The sequence below is a fragment of the Psychromonas sp. genome (assembly GCF_041586535.1).
GTDB lineage: Bacteria > Pseudomonadota > Gammaproteobacteria > Enterobacterales > Psychromonadaceae > Psychromonas.
This window is the reverse complement of sequence record NZ_JBFGZY010000025.1, coordinates 1-19,996: the sequence shown is the minus strand read 5'-3', so window position 1 is coordinate 19,996 and position 19,996 is coordinate 1. Positions and strand designations below refer to the sequence as shown.

At 44.6% G+C, this 19,996-nt stretch carries 14 protein-coding genes; 4 read left to right on the top strand and 10 right to left on the bottom strand.

Going from position 1 to position 19,996, the window contains the following annotated elements; genetic code table 11:
• Nucleotides 1–360: 360 nt before the first annotated feature.
• The 6 genes from sfsA to aspS form a co-directional block, all read right to left on the bottom strand.
• On the bottom strand, nucleotides 361–1,047 hold the full coding sequence (gene sfsA / locus ABZA00_RS04600; protein WP_372880964.1) for a DNA/RNA nuclease SfsA: 687 nt from the start codon (nucleotides 1,045–1,047) through the stop codon (nucleotides 361–363).
• A 45-nt stretch (nucleotides 1,048–1,092) separates the two neighbouring features.
• On the bottom strand, nucleotides 1,093–3,048 hold the full coding sequence (locus tag ABZA00_RS04595; RefSeq protein ID WP_372880963.1) for a cation:proton antiporter: 1,956 nt from the start codon (nucleotides 3,046–3,048) through the stop codon (nucleotides 1,093–1,095).
• A gap of 295 nt (nucleotides 3,049–3,343) precedes the next feature.
• A complete protein-coding gene (locus ABZA00_RS04590; RefSeq protein WP_372880969.1) occupies nucleotides 3,344–3,643 on the bottom strand; it encodes a 4a-hydroxytetrahydrobiopterin dehydratase in 300 nt (99 codons plus the stop codon).
• Between the two features lie 399 nt (nucleotides 3,644–4,042).
• Nucleotides 4,043–4,477 carry a DUF3859 domain-containing protein gene (locus ABZA00_RS04585; RefSeq protein ID WP_372880962.1) on the bottom strand — a complete coding sequence of 145 codons (435 nt, stop codon included), beginning with the start codon at nucleotides 4,475–4,477 and terminating at the stop codon, nucleotides 4,043–4,045.
• A gap of 40 nt (nucleotides 4,478–4,517) precedes the next feature.
• Nucleotides 4,518–6,422: a bifunctional glutathionylspermidine amidase/synthase gene (gene gss, locus ABZA00_RS04580; protein ID WP_372880961.1), complete on the bottom strand. Its 1,905-nt coding sequence runs from the start codon at nucleotides 6,420–6,422 to the stop codon at nucleotides 4,518–4,520.
• A 154-nt stretch (nucleotides 6,423–6,576) separates the two neighbouring features.
• Entirely contained in the window at nucleotides 6,577–8,355 is a 1,779-nt protein-coding gene (aspS, locus tag ABZA00_RS04575; RefSeq protein ID WP_372880960.1) for an aspartate--tRNA ligase, read from the bottom strand.
• Nucleotides 8,356–8,516: 161 nt separating this feature from the next.
• Here aspS and cmoA point away from each other — a divergent pair, with 161 nt between their 5' ends.
• The 3 genes from cmoA to ABZA00_RS04560 all read left to right on the top strand — a co-directional run bounded on the left by cmoA (nucleotide 8,517) and on the right by ABZA00_RS04560 (nucleotide 11,420).
• Entirely contained in the window at nucleotides 8,517–9,248 is a 732-nt protein-coding gene (gene cmoA / locus ABZA00_RS04570) for a carboxy-S-adenosyl-L-methionine synthase CmoA (RefSeq protein ID WP_372880959.1), read from the top strand.
• Nucleotides 9,249–9,329: 81 nt separating this feature from the next.
• Entirely contained in the window at nucleotides 9,330–10,316 is a 987-nt protein-coding gene (gene cmoB / locus ABZA00_RS04565; RefSeq protein ID WP_372880958.1) for a tRNA 5-methoxyuridine(34)/uridine 5-oxyacetic acid(34) synthase CmoB, read from the top strand.
• A 111-nt stretch (nucleotides 10,317–10,427) separates the two neighbouring features.
• Complete coding sequence (locus ABZA00_RS04560; RefSeq protein WP_372880957.1) at nucleotides 10,428–11,420, top strand: hypothetical protein; 993 nt, start codon at nucleotides 10,428–10,430, stop codon at nucleotides 11,418–11,420.
• 50 nt (nucleotides 11,421–11,470) lie between these two features.
• Here the strand turns inward: ABZA00_RS04560 and ABZA00_RS04555 are convergent, their stop codons facing one another.
• Genes ABZA00_RS04555 through ABZA00_RS04540 form a run of 4 tightly spaced genes read right to left on the bottom strand, consistent with a single transcriptional unit; the run spans nucleotide 11,471 to nucleotide 18,935 of the window.
• Nucleotides 11,471–13,582, bottom strand: a complete 2,112-nt coding sequence (locus ABZA00_RS04555; RefSeq protein ID WP_372880956.1) for an EAL domain-containing protein — start codon at nucleotides 13,580–13,582, stop codon at nucleotides 11,471–11,473.
• 17 nt (nucleotides 13,583–13,599) lie between these two features.
• Nucleotides 13,600–16,362 (bottom strand): response regulator, encoded by a 2,763-nt coding sequence (locus ABZA00_RS04550; RefSeq protein WP_372880955.1) that lies wholly within the window; start codon nucleotides 16,360–16,362, stop codon nucleotides 13,600–13,602.
• Nucleotides 16,363–16,367: 5 nt separating this feature from the next.
• Nucleotides 16,368–16,922 carry a YfiR family protein gene (locus ABZA00_RS04545; protein WP_372880954.1) on the bottom strand — a complete coding sequence of 185 codons (555 nt, stop codon included), beginning with the start codon at nucleotides 16,920–16,922 and terminating at the stop codon, nucleotides 16,368–16,370.
• An 18-nt stretch (nucleotides 16,923–16,940) separates the two neighbouring features.
• Nucleotides 16,941–18,935: a TonB-dependent receptor plug domain-containing protein gene (locus ABZA00_RS04540; protein WP_372880953.1), complete on the bottom strand. Its 1,995-nt coding sequence runs from the start codon at nucleotides 18,933–18,935 to the stop codon at nucleotides 16,941–16,943.
• 279 nt (nucleotides 18,936–19,214) lie between these two features.
• Here ABZA00_RS04540 and ABZA00_RS04535 point away from each other — a divergent pair, with 279 nt between their 5' ends.
• Nucleotides 19,215–19,808: a CoA pyrophosphatase gene (locus tag ABZA00_RS04535; protein ID WP_372880952.1), complete on the top strand. Its 594-nt coding sequence runs from the start codon at nucleotides 19,215–19,217 to the stop codon at nucleotides 19,806–19,808.
• Nucleotides 19,809–19,996 lie beyond the last annotated feature (188 nt).

Genomic DNA, 19,996 nt, shown 5'->3' with positions numbered 1-19,996 from the left:
CCACCGTCCTGTTTTACAGCAGCAAAAAGTGATCTGTCTGGCATTTTCTGGAAATTAACTTTAAATAAACCGTTTTTTTAGCATTGAAAATGCGCAAATATTGTTTAACCTATTAAAATATAAGAGTAAATATAAAGAGAAGGATAAGCGTTTTAAAAAGTAAAGAATAGTCATTAACTGCTTTTAAGCATGTAAAAAATTCCCCGACAGGAATTTCGTTATCCACACCGACAGGTATGTTGAGGAGGTAACAGATTAAAAGATTACTGTTCTGCTTGTTAACAACCACAATGGAGGTGATCCTTATCTAAGAACAAATGCCCGGTTGAAAAAGTCCGGGCATTTTTTTACCTGTAGCAGTCAGGGGCCGAAATTGGCCGTGGAAAATTCCGGATAACAGCAGATGACTTCGACACCGGCCTGTTTGGCCAGCTCAAACAGCTGTGCATATTTACTATCAATGTGCCCTGCCGCCTGCACCGATTTTATACCGCTATGCATTACGGCAAACAGTAAAACACTGCGCTTGCCCCGCTCTTTCATCTCCATTAATTCCCGCAAATGCTTTTGACCACGCACGCTCACGGTATCAGGAAAAAAACCTTGTCCCTGTGCAAAAGGCGCTTCCAGTAAGGTACAGCTTTTCACCTCAACATAACAATCCGCTCGACTTTCATCACTTAATAGAAAATCGATACGGCTATTCTCACTGCCGTATTTAACTTCCGCTTGAATATGCTCATAACCCGCTAAGGCTTCGATCTCCCCCTGTCTAAGCATCTCCCCGACAAACTGATTAGCTCTTGCCGTATTGATGCAAATCCAATCTCCCGCTTTATTAAGGGTCAGCTCCCATGTGTGTTTATATTTCCGTTTAGGGTTGTTTGAAGTGCTATACCAAACCTGATCACCCGGATCGGCACAGTGAGTCATTGCACCGGTATTAGGGCAATATATCGTCACAATATCTCCGCTTTCCAGGCGCACATCGGCGAGAAAGCGTTTGTAACGTTTGATTAATGTCGCTTTTTTTAAATTGTCAAACACCTTTGATCCTATCGTTATTTAAAACAGCCCGCAGAGAAAAAACGCTTAAGCTTTTTTTGCACGACCTTTGTAACCAACAGTATTGCTGACCACCTTTTTTATTTTTTTAAAATAATGACTGCTTTTAGCACGTTTAATATTTGCATCTTCCAGCGGCCCCTCATTTAACAGATTATCGCGCTGCGCCAGCAGCATCTGATGATGTTTTTTAGCCAGCTTCTGAGCCGGTATCGGCAACAGACTAATCAGCACGATGCCGCTATTGGGTATAGGCTCTGAGGCCGTATATATGCGCACTTTACCTTTATGTATATAGATAAGGGGCAGTGCTGAATCACCATAGCAGGTACGAAAATCGGTAAAGTTAAAGTTGTCGGTCAGCGTTGTACTTTTAATAACACCACCTTTAGACATCAACAGGGCTAATTTAGCATAGGAAACTGTTTCACCAAATAAACATAAGCGCTGCAGGTAGGTTTCTGACAATTTATGCCTGGGCGTGGTTTCATCACGGTTATTCAGCCCGAATACCTTTTCCGAACCGAATAAATCCTGATAATGAAAACTGACCATGGGATTAAGCTGCCGATAGGGAGATAACACCAATAAGCGCCCTATGCCGGTCATATCAAGAAAGTTAAGCGCATGTGCTGATGCAGGATTACCGTAATAGACTGGAATATTACTCATACGCGCAAGCCTGATATTATCCCAGTTATTATCGGCGAGGATCACTCGCACATTGTTTGATTGTAACACCTTGGCTAATTCCCGCGGGAAAACAGAGGCACCGAAAATCAAAATCCCCTGCGATTTTTCTTTAGTAACGCCTAAAAACTTTGCCCAGGGTGCCGCGGTGATGCTCTGGATAACCACACTGCCGATGATGATCAGAAAAACCAGAGGTACTATCATCTCTGCCCCTGCAACGCCGATCTCTTCAAGTTTGATCGCAAATAAAGAGGAAACCGCTGCAGCAACAATTCCGCGTGGAGCCATCCAGCTTAAAAACCATTTATCCTGCCTGCTTAAGGAGGTGCCTATTCCACAGCACCAGACACTTAACGGTCGGGCAATAAAAAGCACAACAGCTAACAGGGCAATGCCCTGCCAGCCTAAACTGAGTAAGGCTTGCGAATCTAAACGTGCCGCGAGCAGAATAAACAGAGCAGAGATGACCAGTACCGTTAATGTTTCTTTGAACTCAAGAATTTCGGAAACGCCCACACCACGCATATTGGCCAGCAGAATCCCCATCACAGTGACGGTCAATAAACCGGATTCTTCCTGGCTTAGATTGGCCGCGACAAATACGCCGAGCATAATAGTTATCACCGCAGCATTTTTTAAATAGTGAGGTAATAAATTATTTCTTAGCAGATAGCCCACAAAATAACCGCTGATCATACCAAAGCTGATACCGGTAGCTAATGTTCTGCCTAGGGCATACAGCACATGCACTGTGGGATCTGATGCGAATGAGATGTACTCAAAAACCAGCACCGCCAGTAATGCGCCAATGGGATCGATGATAATCCCCTCCCAACGCAGAATACGCGCCAACTCGGTTTTCGGTTTAATACTGCGCAGCATAGGCACAATCACAGTCGGTCCGGTTACCACTACTAATGCGCCAAACAAGGTCGCCAGCGGCCATTGAAATTCAAGTAGAAAATGTGTCGCGGTGGCAATACAACCCCAGGTGATAACAGCACCGGCAGAAACAAGATTGGTTACCATTCGGCCATGATTTTTAATCTCTTTGAAATTCAGCGTTAACGCACCTTCAAAAAGAATAATAGCAACCCCTAAGGAGATAATAGGAAACAGCAGATCGCCGAATATCTCATCAGGTTTCAGAATGTCTAATCCAGGTCCGATAAACAAACCGCAGATTAACAGAGGCAGTATTGCCGGCAAGCGAACTTTCCAGCCAATCCACTGACACAACAGGGATAAAACGCCCACCAGACCCAGCATGGCTGTGATTTTCTCAACCATAAATTTCCCCTTAACCAGTTTATTTTAACAGCAATAAATTGATTGTTTTACATACAGTCGAGTTATACAGCTTGTTTTTCTGAAATGTAACTATATCTACAAAAGATCAAAAAAAACACTAAAATTGTATACAAATTAAACCACGCAGAAAGATGTAGACAGGGTAAAGGTGCGGCAAAACAGTGTGCAGGCGGGCTGGGACAGTGTAGGGAAAATTAAAAATAGCAGGGTTATGACGTACAATCGCTGCTACAAAACACCGCTATTTTTGATGTTAAGCTGCATGCTATAAGCGTTATATCAATGATTCCATTTTTTTGGCTAAATCAAAATCTTTAAGTGTTATCCCTGCAACGTCATGGGTAGTTAACTGAATAACAACTTTATTATAAACATTAAACCACTCCGGGTGATGATTTTTCTTTTCCGCATAAAGCGCACTTTGAGTCATAAAAGCAAATGCATCGATAAAATTTTTAAACATAAATGTTTTACTTAATTTCTCATTCTCTATTTTCCAAGGATACTGCAACGCACTGTTAAGTTTTTCAAGCTCAATAAGCAGTTCACTATTATTTAACTTTTTAAGTTCCATTATTTTTCTCTTTTTAGAAACTGAAATTAGGGCCTGTTTATCTTTTGTGGCTGGCAACTAAGCAAGCTTTAAAAGCGAATTCCGCACGATATACCCATGTTACTTCAAAATGCTTTGTCAGGCACGAGCTTGGAAATCAGAGCAAGGCGCAACATGAGGTAATGGTTACTCCCTTTTCGATTGGTGCAACGCAGAACTGGTTTTCGAGCTCGCGCCCCGCAGGGCAAGGGAAATTGCACCAATCTGCTTTGTTATAAAATATCTCTGTAGAATAACTAGACTTCAATTTTATGTCTAGCATCTCGGCACAATTGACCTTGCTGACTTTGCATCTTGAAGTATCATGGGTATATACCCAAACTATTTGCAATCTAATACAAGGAGAATTTTAACAGACGTTTAATAACCGCGATTTTTCCAAAAAGAGGTTTCATCCGAGCGTTCTTCTTCGACAAAGACAATAAAGGTTTTATCAGCAACAATTACATTATTTAATTCTATGGTCATTCGCCAAGGACCACATTTGTCGGCAACCGGTGCCCAGATAGTATCACCGAGATAAAAATCCCAGTCATTATTGCTCACATGTACCTCTCCGACAAACGGGGCACAGGGCTCTCCCCTTTTATCATGCACCTGCGGATGATCAATACAATAGCGAATTTTTGCGCCGCGGGCCTTTTTGATATTGATAATAAAGCCAAATTCAATATCAATTTCCGCGGGGATATCCGTGGTAAACTCTTTTATTTTTGGCAACTGTTTCGACTTGGCATCCCAATGGCTGTGGATCCCATAGGTCTGTATCTTAATAATTGCCTTCTGTTTAGCCATTACGCTGTTGCCTTTTCTATTACTTTGTTGCGCAAAAAATTTAGTTGTGCTGCCCGGTGATCTGCTCATCATCAACAAAACGTAACGCCATACAGTCACTGTCTTTGCTGATGATCATACTCGGATCAACACGCAGGCAGCTGCCCGCATATTTACCTGCCGCCGTAAAAGTACAAACCTGAACATAATAACCATCAACCCGCGGCAGTGGAAAGAGCGCCTGATAGATCTGATCCTGTGCTGTAAATTTACCGCAGGTTTGCTCAATAATATCATTGTCCTGATTGACCAGTTGAATATTTGCACCACAGCGCCCGACGATCGGTTTACTGACATAGCCGCCGGCCTGCAGCTCCGTGCTTAACTCAAACTCAGTTTGCAGCAGCAGAGGATGGTTGGGAAACAATGACCAGAGTACCGGCAAAATCGCTTTATTACTGGGAATAAGGGTCCACAGCGGCTCAAAAATCATAATGTGCTGATTGAGCAGAACATCAGCCAGTCGGGGTGTTTTACCCTGCTTAAAGCGTGGCTCAAAAGGCTCCGTTAAACGCGCATCCGCTTCTATTTGACAGCGGATTTCATCCAAGGCAGTTTCCCATGACCAGGTTTTCCACACCCAGGTAAGCACTTTGCCCTGAGCATCGATAATGTGACCATTTTCATTCCATTGCAAGCTATCAAAACCGACAATAACCCTGGTTTTTATCCCTGCAGCCTGTAACGTTTCCTGAATAAAAAGGGCGTGGTAGCGCTCTTCAGGATCGTCATCGTGTAAAATATGCACCAGTTCTCGCGCATTACTTTTAGACCAGGCTTTAACCAGCGCAGCGAACAGCTCTTTGCCGCTGTCCTGTCCTTCTGTCACGCCATAATGGCGCGCCCATTTACCCTGTATTTTTGCACTTTCCATATAACAGGAGGCGGAATCACAATTGTATTCATAAACCTTCATTCCCGTATCAGCAAGCGCAAAATCAAAGCGGCTGGTAATCAGCTCATTCAGGCGGTTATCCCATGACTGGCGGATTTTGGGTAAAAGCAGCGCGGGCAGATTAAACTTTTCCAGCAGCTTTGGGTGCTCCAGCACAAAATCTGTGGCGTGCATAAACAGCGCATGCAGTTCATTGGTCGCCCGGATTAAGCTTTCATGGGCAGTTTCCGACAATACATAATAGCGCAGCTGATCTTCGCCAACACTGGTGAGCTTATGACCATGCATCGCTTTGACGTAGGCGGCTTCATCCTCGTTTGCAACATTCAGCCATGATTTTGTACTGCGACCGCGATCTTTTGCCCTGCGGCTTTGCAGGCAAAAAAGCTGCTTATCGATAATCTCCGTCGGCTCAGCATGCTGATCATTATCGGTTTGCGTCATCCAGCCTAAGATGGTGGCATCATTGTAGGAGCATTGTAACCAATACTCCCCCTCTTCCGTGGTGGTCGCGATTAACTCGCGGCTGTAGGAGCGCCCGTCCGGCCAGATCTGATGGCCTTCATTTTGCTCGGCAATGCGTAATTTATCGGCAAACACCTCGGTGACCACAGCGACATGACCGGTTTCTTCAAACTCCCCGCCCTCAGCCCAGATCAATAAACTGCCGGGCTCAGGATGACGTTTGCTGCCATTAGCAAAGGCAAACATAGGCAGTCTGGAATTGCTGGCGATATCCCTGACTGAGCGCAGATTAAATATCTCATAGGCCATCGCCACATCATCAAAAATATACCCCTTGTTAAGATACATCCAGCGCCGGGCAAACTCAACGCACTGCCATTTATAACCCATATAGATGCCGTCAAGATAATGACGATAAGAACTGCGCTTGGGATATTCGCTGTCGCTGGCAGTTTCATAATCAGAGGAGTAAGCGGCTACCCCGCCCGGTGCATAACCGAGTAAAGTACCAAAAGGAGCAGAATCAGGGAGATGAATATGGGTCACAGCGAATCGCCTAGCAAAATAACAATCTGCTGAATATATGCCAGAGATATCAGTTTAGCAATATGTTGATCTGTTGATTGTTATGACAAGCTGAAATGGATAAAAAAGGGACAGCTTTCGCCATCCCTTTTTGTTAACCGTCTAAGCAGTTTATTTATTCTTTGCCGGCTTTCTTTTGCTCGGCAATTACAGCAACATTTAGCTCAGCCAGTGCAGCCGGATTAGCAAAACCGGGTGCATTGGTTAACGGGCAGGCCGCAGAAGCTGTTTTCGGGAATGCGATCACTTCACGAATTGAGCTGGTGCCGGTCATCAGCATCACCAGACGGTCTAAACCAAATGCCAGTCCGGCATGCGGTGGAGCACCAAACTGTAATGCTTCCAGTAGGAAACCAAACTTATCTTTTGCTTCTTCATCACTGATATTCAAGATACGAAAAATAGCCGCCTGCATATCCTGCTTATGAATACGCACACTACCACCACCCAGCTCACAACCGTTTAATACCATATCGTAGGCATTGGAGATTGCGCCAACCGGATTGGCTTCCAGCTCGGCTGCAGTCAGATTAACCGGCGCGGTAAACGGATGATGCAGCGGTGTTAATGCCCCATCTTCCAGCGGTTCAAACATCGGGAAGTCGATAACCCAAAGTGGTTTCCACTGATCGTTAACCAGTCCTAAATCTTCTGCCACTTTCAGGCGTAATGCACCGATCGCCTCTGCAACAACATTCGCTTTATCAGCACCAAACAGGATGATATCACCATCTTTAGCACCGCTACGGACAAGCAGCTCAGTGACAACCTCTTCGCTCAGGAATTTAGCGATGGGTGACTGTACCCCTTCAAGGCCTTTAGCTGCCTCGTTGACCTTCATCCATGCGAGCCCTTTAGCACCGTAAATAGTGACAAATTTACCGTATTCATCGATATTTTTACGCGAAAGCGCAGCACCACCGGGCACACAGATCACCGCAACACGGCTGTCCGGATCGTTGGCCGGATCAGAGAAGACTTTAAATTCCACGTCTTTAACTAAATCGGCAATATCAATTAATTCAAAGTCGATACGCAGGTCAGGTTTATCACTACCAAAACGGCGCATTGCATCCGCATAGGTCATTTTCGGGAATTTACCTAAATCAACATCCAGCATCTCTTTGAAAAGATTGACAATCATCTCTTCAGTGAGATCCATCACCTGATCCGCATCCAAAAACGAAGTTTCAATATCGATTTGGGTAAATTCAGGCTGACGATCCGCACGTAAGTCTTCATCACGGAAACATTTAACGATTTGGTAATAACGATCCAACCCGGACATCATTAACAACTGTTTAAACAGCTGCGGAGATTGCGGTAAAGCAAAAAACTGACCTTTATGGGTACGGCTCGGTACCAGATAATCACGCGCACCTTCCGGCGTCGCTTTGGTTAAAATTGGCGTTTCAACATCCAGAAAACCATTATCATCGAGGAAACGGCGCACAAAGCTGCTTACTTTAGCACGGAACTGCATCCGTTTAGCCATTTCCGGGCGGCGTAAATCAAGGTAACGGTAGCGTAAACGCTGCTCTTCACTATTGTTCTGATTGCTGTCCAATGGTGAAGGCTCAGCACGGTTTAGCACCTCCAGCTCAAGGCCGCGAATTTCAATGCCACCGGTGGTCATATCTTTATTTACCTGACCTTCCGGACGTGCACGCACCTGGCCTTTAATTTTGATACAGAATTCATTACGGACAGTAGTGGCAAGTTCTGTTGCTTGTGGTGTGTCGGCATCAAAAAAGACCTGTACGATACCGGCACGGTCACGCATGTCTAAAAAGATAACGCCGCCTAAATCACGCTGTTTGTTAACCCAACCTACTAACTCAATTTCTTGACCTAGGACTGCTTCAGTCACTTCGCCACAATACATAGTGCGCATTATTGTTCCCTGTTTTAAATGTCATATAAAAAATAATTGCAGCATTATAGAAGAAAACAGTTAATAGCAACACAGCTAAATAAAAAAATGACCATCTACTTTATTTTAAGTAAAATACGCCCCTCAAAATCTTTGCATGCACAATCAACGGGTAAAATCAGATGAGTAAAACAGACAATATCTACAGTAAACCACTTGCACAAGTAGGTGGATTTACTTTTGACGAACAAGTCGTGCAGGTATTTCCTGATATGATCAAACGTTCTGTGCCCGGTTATGAAAAAATTATTAACAGCATCGCCATGATCACCAACCGCTGCGCGGTGGAAAACAGCAATTTATATGATCTTGGCTGCTCTTTAGGCGCAGCCACTCTGTCAATGCGCCGCGGTTTGCAGAATAAAAAAGGCTGTCAGATTATTGCCGTGGATAATTCCCAGGCAATGGTTGAGCGCTGCGAACAATATATCCATGCTTATAAATCAGATATACCGGTTGCGGTACTTTGTGATGATATCTGTAATATCCATATTGAAAACGCATCGGTAGTCATATTAAATTTTACCCTGCAGTTTTTAACTCCTGAAAAACGCCTGAGTCTGCTCACCAATATCTATAAAGGCCTGTTGCCCGGCGGTGTATTGGTACTGTCGGAAAAATTTGTTTTTGAAGATCCGCTAAGCCACCAGCTGTTAATCGATCTGCATTTAGACTTTAAACGCAGCCAGGGGTACAGCGAACTGGAAATCAGCCAAAAACGCGCATCATTAGATAATGTATTGATTGCCGATACCGTAGAGCAGCATTATCAGCGTTTGCAACAAGCCGGCTTTAAGCATAACGATCTCTGGTACCAGTGTTTTAATTTCGGTTCAATAATCAGCATTAAATAAGCCAATTCTATTAATTAGTTAATACTCTCACTAGTTCCCGACTCACGTCTGGGATTTTTTGGGGGTATAACAAGGTTCATCATGATCGACTTTACCAACTTCTACAGCATTATTGCTAAAAACCGTTTAAGCCATTGGCTACGCACCCTGCCCAGCCAGTTGCATAATTGGGAAAATACTCATGTGCATGGAAAATTAGCCGGCTGGATCCGCGTATTAAATAAACTCCCGGATATCAATACCAAACATATCGAACTTAAGGAACATGTCGAAGTAGGCTCAGGCAATGAATTATCCTCCGGTGAGAGCAAAAAACTGGAGAATTTATTACAAAAATTCCACCCCTGGCGCAAAGGTCCGTTTTTTATTCACGGTATCCATATCGACACCGAATGGCGCAGTGACTGGAAATGGGATCGCCTGTTACCGCATATCAGCCCGCTTAAATATCGTTATGTGTTGGATGTCGGTTGCGGCAGTGGCTACCACATGTGGCGGATGCGTGGTGAAGGTGCTGAATTTGTCGTGGGAATCGATCCCAGCGATCTGTTTTTATGCCAGTTTGAGGCGGTGCGTCATTTCGCCAATAAAGATCAAAATGTCCACCTGCTGCCATTGGGGATTCAGGAACTGCCCAAACTAGCGGCTTTTGATACGGTTTTTTCCATGGGGGTTTTATACCATCGCAAATCACCGATGGATCATATTACTCAGCTACAGGATCAATTAGTCGAAGGTGGTGAGCTGGTTCTGGAAACACTGGTCATTGAAGGGGATGAAAATGCGGTGCTGGTACCGCAGGATCGTTATGCGAAAATGCGCAATATCTGGTTTTTACCCAGCGCGCAGGCACTTAAACTTTGGCTTGAAAAATGCGGCTTTGAAGATGTCCGCATTGCCGATATTAATGATACCTTGACCGGTGAACAGCGCAGTACCGCCTGGATGACCAATGAGTCTCTGGAAGATTATTTAGATCCGGATGATCCAAGCAAAACCGTTGAAGGCCATCCCGCGCCCAAACGGGCATTATTAATCGCCAAAAAAGCTTATAAACCACTGAGTTAACATTTTTGAATCAACGCTAAAAAACCATCTGGAAAGTTGTCCATAAAATACTATTATTAATGCATTGATATTATTAATAGTTAGCACTCCTTGGTGTAATGGACGGCACGGATGCATAAATTACAGCTTATTTACTACCCGATAATGATCAGTTTGCTGTTAAGCAGCCAGGTCTGTGCCGAGCGCCAGCGGATACCTGCACTTGATCATATCTGGAGTAATCCCCCCCATGAAATAAAAGATCTAAATGATATTGCAGATAACCTGCAGTTATCAGCTTTGCTTTCCGGCCATTCAGATTTTTGCGGTGATTTTCAGACCCCGCCAACCAGAGAAAACAGCGTCCCCGATATAGCAATTCACATGAAAAAAATAGCCAACCATCAATTGACGCAGCGTTTTATCCCCAGCTCTGCAGATCCCCTCAAGATTGATAGTTTAATGACCGGTATCTCCTATCGGGTTAATCAGCAGCTGTCGATAGAAGGCACTATGATCGGTCAGGTTGCAACCTTTAAAAAACAACAGGATTGGGAAAGTCAGGAACCGGCCAGTGAGACGGTTATTAGCCCGTCATTTACCATGGCCGCTCTCTACCGCCTGTCAGAAAACACGCAAATTGATGCGGTTTATCACCAAGGTTTAGAGTATGAGTTAGTCTTAGCAGGCCAGCAGCAGGATTTTACCAGCCGCTCTCCGCAAAAAATCGGCTTAGGTGTACAGCATTTTATTAGTAATGAACTGACCCTGGCTGTCCGTGCCGACTGGCAGAAATGGAGCAGTGTTGATGACGAATATGATGATATTTACAGTGCCGGCACAGCCGTCAGTTATCAATTAAACAACTGGACCTTAGCTTCAGCCCTTAGCGTCGATACTCCGCTGCTTGCTATTGAGAACAATAATCCTCTCTCCGCGATAGAACCGCAGTGGCACTTAGGCTTTAGCGGCACCAGAAAAATTAATAATTTGATCTCCTTCGACCTTGAATATCAATATCAATCATTATCCGAGTTTGAAATGAACCGCGATATCAGCGGGCAAAACAGCAGCGCGGACAGTCAGGAACGTGTGCATTTTATTTCAACCAAATTAAGCTTTTAAAAGAGCGAATTCACGCAACAATAAGCTAAGCATCGCAATGGGGTATCCTATTAACGGATACTCCCTTTCTGCAAAGGCACAACATTATGAACATCTTTATTTTCAAGCTGGAGAGAGATCTTCTCTGCACTCACAGGGCGTGAATAATAATATCCCTGTATCAGATCGCAACCCAAATTACGCATACAGATAAGCTGCTCAGCAGTTTCGACGCCCTCTGCTACAACCTCTAATTCGAGATTATTTGCCAGACTGATAATAGATTTAATAATGGCAATATCCTGCTTATCTCCGGGAATATTATCAACAAATGACTTGTCGATTTTCAAGGTGGAAATGGGCAGGTTTTTAAGTTGGGAAAAAGAGGAATACCCCGTGCCAAAATCATCAATAGACATTTTTATGCCCAGCTCACTCAACCGTCTCAGCGTCGCCTGACAATCACCATCGTGATTATTTAGCACCAGATGATTCTCGGTGATCTCAATCTCCAGCAGTGCGGCACTCACTCTCTCCTGGCTAAGCAGGTCGGCAATATAATCGGGAAAATTATCACCATACAGCTGGCGGACAGAGACGTTAACGGCAATTGTTAAATTTTCACAAACCGTACCCTGCCAGGCCCGTAATTGCCCTACGGCCTGCTGGATCACCCACTTACCGATGGGAATAATCAATCCGGTTTCTTCTGCAATAGGGATAAACTCATCTGGAGATACGCTTAGCTGATCGCCGTTATTCCAGCGAATTAATGCCTCAACACCTGTAATAAGCTCTGTATCAGTGCGCACTTTTGGTTGATATAAAAGTCTAAAACTATCGCTTTCCAATCCCTTACGCATCTCATTTTCGATTGACCAGCGCCGCACTGTACTCTCGGTAAGATCGCAGGAATAAAAAGCGAACTGCTGTTGCCCGGAGCCTTTTGCCTGATACATCGCCGTATCGGCATTGCGTAATAACGCCTCGGTATCTTTGCCGTTATCGGGATAAAGACTGATACCCACACTGGCTTCCACATAAAGCATTTTATTGCGTAAATAAAATGGCTGATCAAACAGTTTCATTATACGCTGTATAAACGAAATCACTTCCTGCACATTTTCTATCGCATCCAGAATAATAGCAAACTCATCACCGCCAAATCGCGCGACCATATCATAATTACGCATTGCCCCGCTAAAACGCTGTGCAACCTCACGCAACAGAATATCACCGGCGTCATGCCCTAATGAATCATTAATATTTTTAAACCGATCCAGGTCAATAAACAGCAGGGCCGCTTTACGTTCCAGGCGATCTGCCCGCTGCATTGCCCGTTCCAGCTGCTGCAGGAAAAGTACACGGTTAGGTAAATTGGTTAGCGAGTCGTGATGGGCGGTATGAATAAGGCGTTTCTGGGATTTTTTAAGCTCACTCACATCCTGTATTACGCCGCTCAGGACTGGCGAACCATTGTTATGACTTTCCAATAACTTGCCTTGTAACTGTACATATAACAACTGATTGTCAGCTAACTTTATTCTTACATCCAGATTAAATGCTTCGCCATCACAAAATGCCTGTAGCAATACATTTTTTACATATAGACGTTCAGCAGGATGAATAAGCGCGATCAGATAATCGAGACCATATTCAAATTGCGAAGCATGTAAAGAGAACATATTCGTCAACTGTCGGGAAAGTAACAGATGCCCTTCTACACCGCTTATTTCCCAGTGGCCTAATTTGGCAATTGCCTGGGCATTTTCAAGGCGCTGCTCGCTTTTTCTCAGTGACTCAAAATAGTGGCTGTTACGCAGGACATAACGCAGATGATGGGTAATCAAAGACCAGTTAAGCGGCTTGGACATAAAGTCTGTTGCCCCCATACGGTAAGCCGTTTCAATGGATTTTGTATCATCCATTCCGGTAATCATTACAATCGGAACATCATTACCCTGTGCAGATTCTCGAATCAGTTTACACACTTCAAAGCCGTTTAATTTAGGCAGTTCAACATCCAACAGCACTAAATCAGGCAGCTGCTCATTAAACAGAGTAAAGCCCTGAGCGCCATCCTGTGCTTCAATAATACGGTACATTTCCGGTGATAACGCCTGACTAATTAGCAGCCGGGTCATCTCATCGTCATCCACTACCAATATCGATTTTCTATCCATAGAGCCTCAGGAAAAAACTATGTTTTTTCATAAAAATAACGTTTCACAGCACCAGACTCCTGCCTGATTTGAGAGATAAGCCCGGGTATCACAGAAAAAACTTCTGCCATAGCGGCCTGCTCCAACTGCTTGCATAACTCGGCAAGCTGATGAGCTCCCACATTTGCACTGCTTGATTTTAATGTATGCGCTAACTTCCGGATGTTTGCGGACTGTTGGGATGGGTCAGCCAACAGGGTTAAGCTCTCTTCCAGGGTCTCCAAGAACAGGTGAATCACTTTAGTCAGTAAAGGCTCTGATTGCCCCGGCCTGAGTGCGGCAATTTTTTCCAGTGCTTTTGGATCTACATGCGCTTCTGCACTTTGAACTTCGCTGTTGATAATTTCTGAACTATCTCGAATATCCACGTTAACAATCTTCTCTAATTTTACCTCACAAGGAATATCCAGCCACGGGGTGATTGCATCATAAAGCTGTACGGCTGAAAAAGGTTTACTCAGATATCCATTCATGCCAGCCTCCAGGCAGGACTCCATATCACCATCCATCGCATTAGCCGTTAATGCTACGATTGCATTTTTGGCAGAAAGTTGTCCGCTTAATTCCAGTTGGCGAATTTTGCGTGTTGCTGCCAGTCCGTCCATTTCCGGCATCTGCATATCCATTAAAATAAGGTCATAACTCTGCTGCTGCGCGGCTGCAACGGCCGTCAGACCGTTTTCAGCAATATCCACCTGCAGTCCGAAAGACTCTAACATCACCAGTGCAACCTCCTGATTAACCTTATTATCTTCAGCAACCAAAATACGGTAAGGATAATCAAAGCGTAACTCAGAGAGATTCGCACTCTCCTCCTGCAGATCCGTATTTTCCCCTTTAAAAGCCTGTACTAAACAGTGATAAAGCTCTTTTTGTAATACCGGTTTATTAAGGAAGCTGGCAATTTGATTTTCTTTTAATAACTCAGGATCCGCTTCTACCGAGCTGAGCATCACCATTTGTGGTTGCTGCCAGTCAGAATTGGCTCGAATTTTCGCCGCTAAGAGCAATCCATCCATCCCCGGCATATGCATATCCAGAATAAGGAGATCATAGCAGCGCAGCTCTGTTTGGGCAGCCTGCATCAGTTGTAATGCCTGTTGGCCACCATCGGCCAGATCGCAGCGGATACCAATGGCTGCCAGTTGCTCTTTGAAAAGCTCCCTGTTCGTATAGTTGTCATCAACCACCAGTAAGCGCTTATTGCGCAGCTGAGCTAATCCTATTGGCATACTGGAACCTATATCTTTCAGCTGGGTTAAGGCAAGCGTAAAAGTAAAGCGGCTGCCCTGTGCGACCTCTGATACTACATTTAATTCTCCGCCCATCATTTCAACTAATCTGCGCGCAATCGGCAGACCTAACCCTGTACCACCATATTTGCGTGTAGTTGAACTGTCGGCCTGGGAAAAAGAGGAGAAAATATGGGCTAGTTTATTCTCGTTAATACCGATTCCCGTATCTACAATTTCAAATTGAAGATACTCTCCTCCCTGCTCGGTCACACGTAATAATACCTGTCCCTGATCGGTAAATTTAATCGCATTATTAAGCAGATTACTCAGTACTTGCCTCAAGCGCACCGGATCACCCTGATAGATACCGGGGAAATGCGGCGGAATAGAAATCACCAGCTCTATTTTTTTACGGTATGCGGCGTCCGCATAAAGCACTCCCAGCTCCTCGATCAGATCGCGCAAATTAAACTCAATCGACTCGAGCTCCATTTTTCCCGCTTCTATTTTGGAAAAATCTAAAATATCATTAATAATGGCCAGCAGATTTTTACCCGACTGATAAACAGTTTCAGTGAACCGCTGTTGCCTGCTATCAAGCTTGCTATTAAGCAGTAGTTCAGTCATGCCCAACACACCATTCATCGGAGTACGGATTTCATGGCTCATAGTCGCTAAAAATTCACTTTTAGCTTTGCTAGCCGCTTCGGCACTTTCTTTCGCCAGGATCAGCTCCTGAGTACGCTGAGTGATTTTTTCCTCTAAATTATCCCGGTGGTTCTGCAGCTCCTTATCACGTACTTCCACCCGCTCTAACATCATATTAAAACCCTGTATCAGAGAGCCTATCTCATCATGGCGCTGACCGGGGATACGTATATGGTAGTTTTTCTGTTCAGAAACCTCCTGCATCACCTCAGTGATCTGCAGCAAAGGAAATGAGATAAGGCGTTGCATGCGCGAGGCAAGCGTCCAGGCGAGCAAGGTGCCGAGCATTAAAATAACCGGAGCGTAGCGAAGCTGATTTAATAAACGCTCGTTCAGTAGACTGTAATCATTGACCAGCAGTACATTACCGAGCAGCTTATCATTAAAGTGAATCGGCTCAATATGGTAAAGTACACTGCCCAGATCACTTTGCTGTAAATTCGGCAACGCCATCTGCAGCAGCCGGTTATCCTGCTGCTGCGCGAAATCAGGCTTAATATATTCGGCCAGTAACAGATGATCGTTGTCATAAATTCGCGCCAGTACAATTTCAGGCTTGGCTGCCAAACTAGCCAAATTTTCTCTGGCGGCTTCCTGATCGAAAAAAGCAACCGAAGCGGTGCTCTGGGAAGCCATTAATTTAGCCAGCGTCTGGAGCTGATTTTTCGCATCTGTATGGCTGTGCTGATACTGCATAAAACCGATTAACAGCACTATCATCAGACTTACCGCAGCACCCGAAAATAATCCGATCGAGGTTAACTGACTGCGTAATGAAAGATGTGTAAGTTTTTTCATTAATATTACCTTGTATTATCAACGAGGATCGCCAGCTTAAGCAGCTTGGAACTAAACTTCAGTTGGGAGTGGGCGAGTTGCTGCATATTCACTTCAAAACGCAGCCGTTGATCTTTTTCAACCAGATTAACCAGTCCGCCATAATCAAAAAAAGGAGTGTCATCACTGATAGTAAGTACGGTTTTAGGATCGATTAAAGAGAGCAGATAGCGGTAGCGGCGGCGATCCTCGGTATCAATATAAAAAGCATTGCATTGCTGAAAATCAGCTTCCTGTTCAGGTTTGAGTAATATTATCGGATGGCCGTTAACCTCTTTTTTTTCCAGTGTTTTCAGTCCATCCTGAAAGCCGTTTTTAGCGTAGAAACAAAGCTTAAACGGCGCATCTGTACTCGCCCAGGTGTTTTCCGGCCAGCGGGTAAACTTGGCAATATTATAGATATAAGCCACCTTTAAAGTGTTAATGGCTGCCGGCGCTGCCGATACAGAGCGTATTTTACCTACAGTTACTGACCAGCAAAATAACAGCAGGCAAAAATACCGTATAGATTTTTTTACCATGATATTCTCCCGGAACAATTACCAGCTTAACGTTCCTTTAAGAAATACGCTGCGTTCAATAGCTGAAGAAGAAGAAAGTGACCAGGACTCGGTAATAAACTCCTGCGAGGCAGAATGCAGCAGATTACGCCCGACTAAAGATAAAACCAGTGAATCCGTTGCCTGCCAGCCAAGGCGTAAATCTCCATTGACAGATGAGTCGATTGATTGATTCCCCCAACTGCGCTGATCCGTATAATAAAGGCGTAAATCCAACTCCAGGGACTTACTGAGATCAAAACTCCCCCACAGGGAAAGCTGATGTTTAAGGGATCTGTCTTCATCCAGAGAAATCAATTCCTCGCTGAGACTCTCACTATCTTCAAGCTGTATATCCAGATAGTTATAAACAAAGCGGTAGCGGGTGCGCGGCGTTGCCTGCCAGGTGATTAACAGTTCCCCGCCCAAACTACGCCCCTCAATATTATTATCCAACTCAAGCGGCTGCAGCAGATACTGCGGATAATTACTATAATCCAAGTCTTCAAGAATATAACTGCGCAAATCGGAATAGTCATTATAAAAGGTGGCCAGATCGACAGAGAGCTTTGGCAGCGGACTCCAGCGAACACCTAGTTCATAAGCATCCAACTGCTCGGATTGAAACCCCTCCCCCCCCTGAACCTGTATTAAGGTAGGATAAACACTAATATCCATATTCGCATTAACAAGAGCTTCAGTGTCAGCACGCGAAGGCGAGCGTTTCGCCCGGGATAGCGCCGCCCACCAGGTCAACCGCTCACTGGGCACCCAGCTGGCGCGTAGATTCGGCTGAAATTCCGTGCCGCTGTAATTATTACCTTCAAACTTAGCGCCCAGTGTCAATGCGATATTCTGCGGTCGAAAATGGATAGTGTCCTGAATAAACAGGTTCCAGATCTTACTGTTACTCGTTGCATCTAAGACTGAAGCATATATCGAGGAGGTAAACTCATTTTGACTCAGACGGTATCCGGCACCCAATACCAGGTCATGATTTGTCAGCGGACTGAACTGGTGCTGTACCTCAAGATCAAAAGTATCGCGGTTGTCACCATATTTAACTTCCTGATGATCATAAAAGTCGTAGCTGAATCTGGCGCTTAACTCAGAATCCAGTCCGGTTAACAAACCCCAGCGCAGATTAAGGTTGCCGCCCTTAGCTTCAATATCACCATTAACTACTTGATAATTATAAGGCGATTCAAAGGTTGGAAAAGTATGCTGCTGACTGAGATCATCGCGGTACAGATCCCCCTGCAGGGTCAGCCACTGCTCTTCATTGGGTTGAGCATCCAGGCGAAACCCGGTCTGCAGATAATCACCGCCATTATCCTGATCTTCACCGGCAAGGTTTTCAGACTCATCTAAACGTCTTCCTTTGGCATAAGCGCGCAGCTGGGCATTGTCAGAAATTTCGCCGCCCTGACGCAGCGAAGCGCCCTGATATTCATTGCCGGCAGCAAGGGAAAGTGAACCGCCCGGGTTTTCACCGGCTTCGCGGGTAATAATATTGATAATACCGTTTACCGCGTTGGTCCCCCACAGGGTAGCGCCCGGTCCGCGGATCACCTCGATCCGGGCAATATCATCCATCAGGTAATCAAAGTATTCCCAGTAAACACCGGAATAGGTAGGAGTGTAAACACTGCGGCCATCAATCAGCACCAATAACTTATTGGCAAAACGGCCGTTAAAACCGCGAATACTGACCGCCCATTTATTGGGATCAATCTGTGCGACATCCACACCGGGAACTAAACGTAAGGCTTCGGGAATATTAGTGGCACCTGAGCGGCGAATTTCATCTTCAGTGACTACATAAACAGCGGCGGCTGCTTCGGAAAGTTTTTCACTTTTTTTACTGACCGAGGTGACCTCAATCTGCATCAGTTCATCAAAGCCCATCTCTGAGAAATCTTGTGCAGTGGGATCTGCAAAGCTGAATAGGGGCACTGCAATACACAACCCGGCTAGATAGTTGAAATTTTTCATCTCTGTAAGTCCCTTTATTTTATATGCTTCTGAAATCACTTTCCGGTGTGACTGCAACGCAAGGAGCACAACTATGCACAAACGATAAATAAAAATACCATAAAGATAACAACGTCGATAAACAGAAGAGCGCAGAACGGTGCATTAATCAAATAAAGTTCACAAAAAAGAAAAATAGGCGATTTTAATAGAGCGTACCGCTCTTCCAAGGTTAAATTTTTACCCTGCTTTAAATTACTGTTATTATGATTATCATCTTTGTTTCATTTCGGTCAGTCAATGAACAAGCAGACATTTTTAAATCGTTTTTTATTTCATAACAGATGCGACATTGCAAAACGACATGTGCATAAAAATCCCTTTAATTTAAATCAGAAAACCCTAAAAAAAGCCGCTGTTTTGTTGCCTTTGATAGAGCGTCAAAACGGATTAAACATACTCTTTACCGAGCGGGCCTTACATCTGCGTCACCATCCCGGTCAGATTAGTTTCCCCGGCGGCCGCTATGAACAGTCTGATTTTTCTCTGCTGCACACCGCGCTGCGTGAAACAGAAGAAGAGATCGGTATTTTACAGTGTCAGGTGGATATCTTTGGTTCACTGCCTGAATTACCGACAATAAGCGGGTTTGTGGTTAGCCCTTTTCTGGGTTTTGTTAATAGTGACCATAATATCCAAATTGATCAGCAGGAAGTGCGCGGTGTTTTTGAAGTGCCGCTTCCCTACTTATTAGATCCGCAACATTTTTATAAACATCACTTATTAGCTAACAGAAAACGTCACTTCACCTACTGCATCCCCTACCAAAACAGATTAATTTGGGGAGCAACGGCGCAAATGCTTAAAAACCTGCAGGAGCATCTGGCTGTTTAAGCCCGCTTTTTCCGCCTGATGATTGACTGATAGCGGTAAACCCCGATACTTGAAGCTCACCCAGCTAAAGCAAGGTGATTCTTGTCGTCAACGGTTTAGGCATTGCAACATTAAGTTGCGTTAGTCTTCTAAAACCTCTTACAAGCGTTTAACGTGTCGGCACTACCTGCCGCCACGAATTTTTAAGC

Bases quoted from the DNA above. Each gene is read 5' to 3' on its own strand.
- ABZA00_RS04540 (WP_372880953.1), bottom strand. From the start codon at position 18,935: ATGAAAAATTTCAACTATCTAGCCGGGTTGTGTATTGCAGTGCCCCTA.
- ABZA00_RS04555 (WP_372880956.1), bottom strand. From the start codon at position 13,582: ATGGATAGAAAATCGATATTGGTAGTGGATGACGATGAGATGACCCGG.
- cmoA (WP_372880959.1), top strand. From the start codon at position 8,517: ATGAGTAAAACAGACAATATCTACAGTAAACCACTTGCACAAGTAGGT.
- ABZA00_RS04550 (WP_372880955.1), bottom strand. From the start codon at position 16,362: ATGAAAAAACTTACACATCTTTCATTACGCAGTCAGTTAACCTCGATC.
- aspS (WP_372880960.1), bottom strand. From the start codon at position 8,355: ATGCGCACTATGTATTGTGGCGAAGTGACTGAAGCAGTCCTAGGTCAA.
- ABZA00_RS04595 (WP_372880963.1), bottom strand. From the start codon at position 3,048: ATGGTTGAGAAAATCACAGCCATGCTGGGTCTGGTGGGCGTTTTATCC.
- ABZA00_RS04590 (WP_372880969.1), bottom strand. From the start codon at position 3,643: ATGGAACTTAAAAAGTTAAATAATAGTGAACTGCTTATTGAGCTTGAA.
- ABZA00_RS04535 (WP_372880952.1), top strand. From the start codon at position 19,215: ATGAACAAGCAGACATTTTTAAATCGTTTTTTATTTCATAACAGATGC.
- ABZA00_RS04560 (WP_372880957.1), top strand. From the start codon at position 10,428: ATGCATAAATTACAGCTTATTTACTACCCGATAATGATCAGTTTGCTG.
- ABZA00_RS04545 (WP_372880954.1), bottom strand. From the start codon at position 16,922: ATGGTAAAAAAATCTATACGGTATTTTTGCCTGCTGTTATTTTGCTGG.
- ABZA00_RS04585 (WP_372880962.1), bottom strand. From the start codon at position 4,477: ATGGCTAAACAGAAGGCAATTATTAAGATACAGACCTATGGGATCCAC.
- cmoB (WP_372880958.1), top strand. From the start codon at position 9,330: ATGATCGACTTTACCAACTTCTACAGCATTATTGCTAAAAACCGTTTA.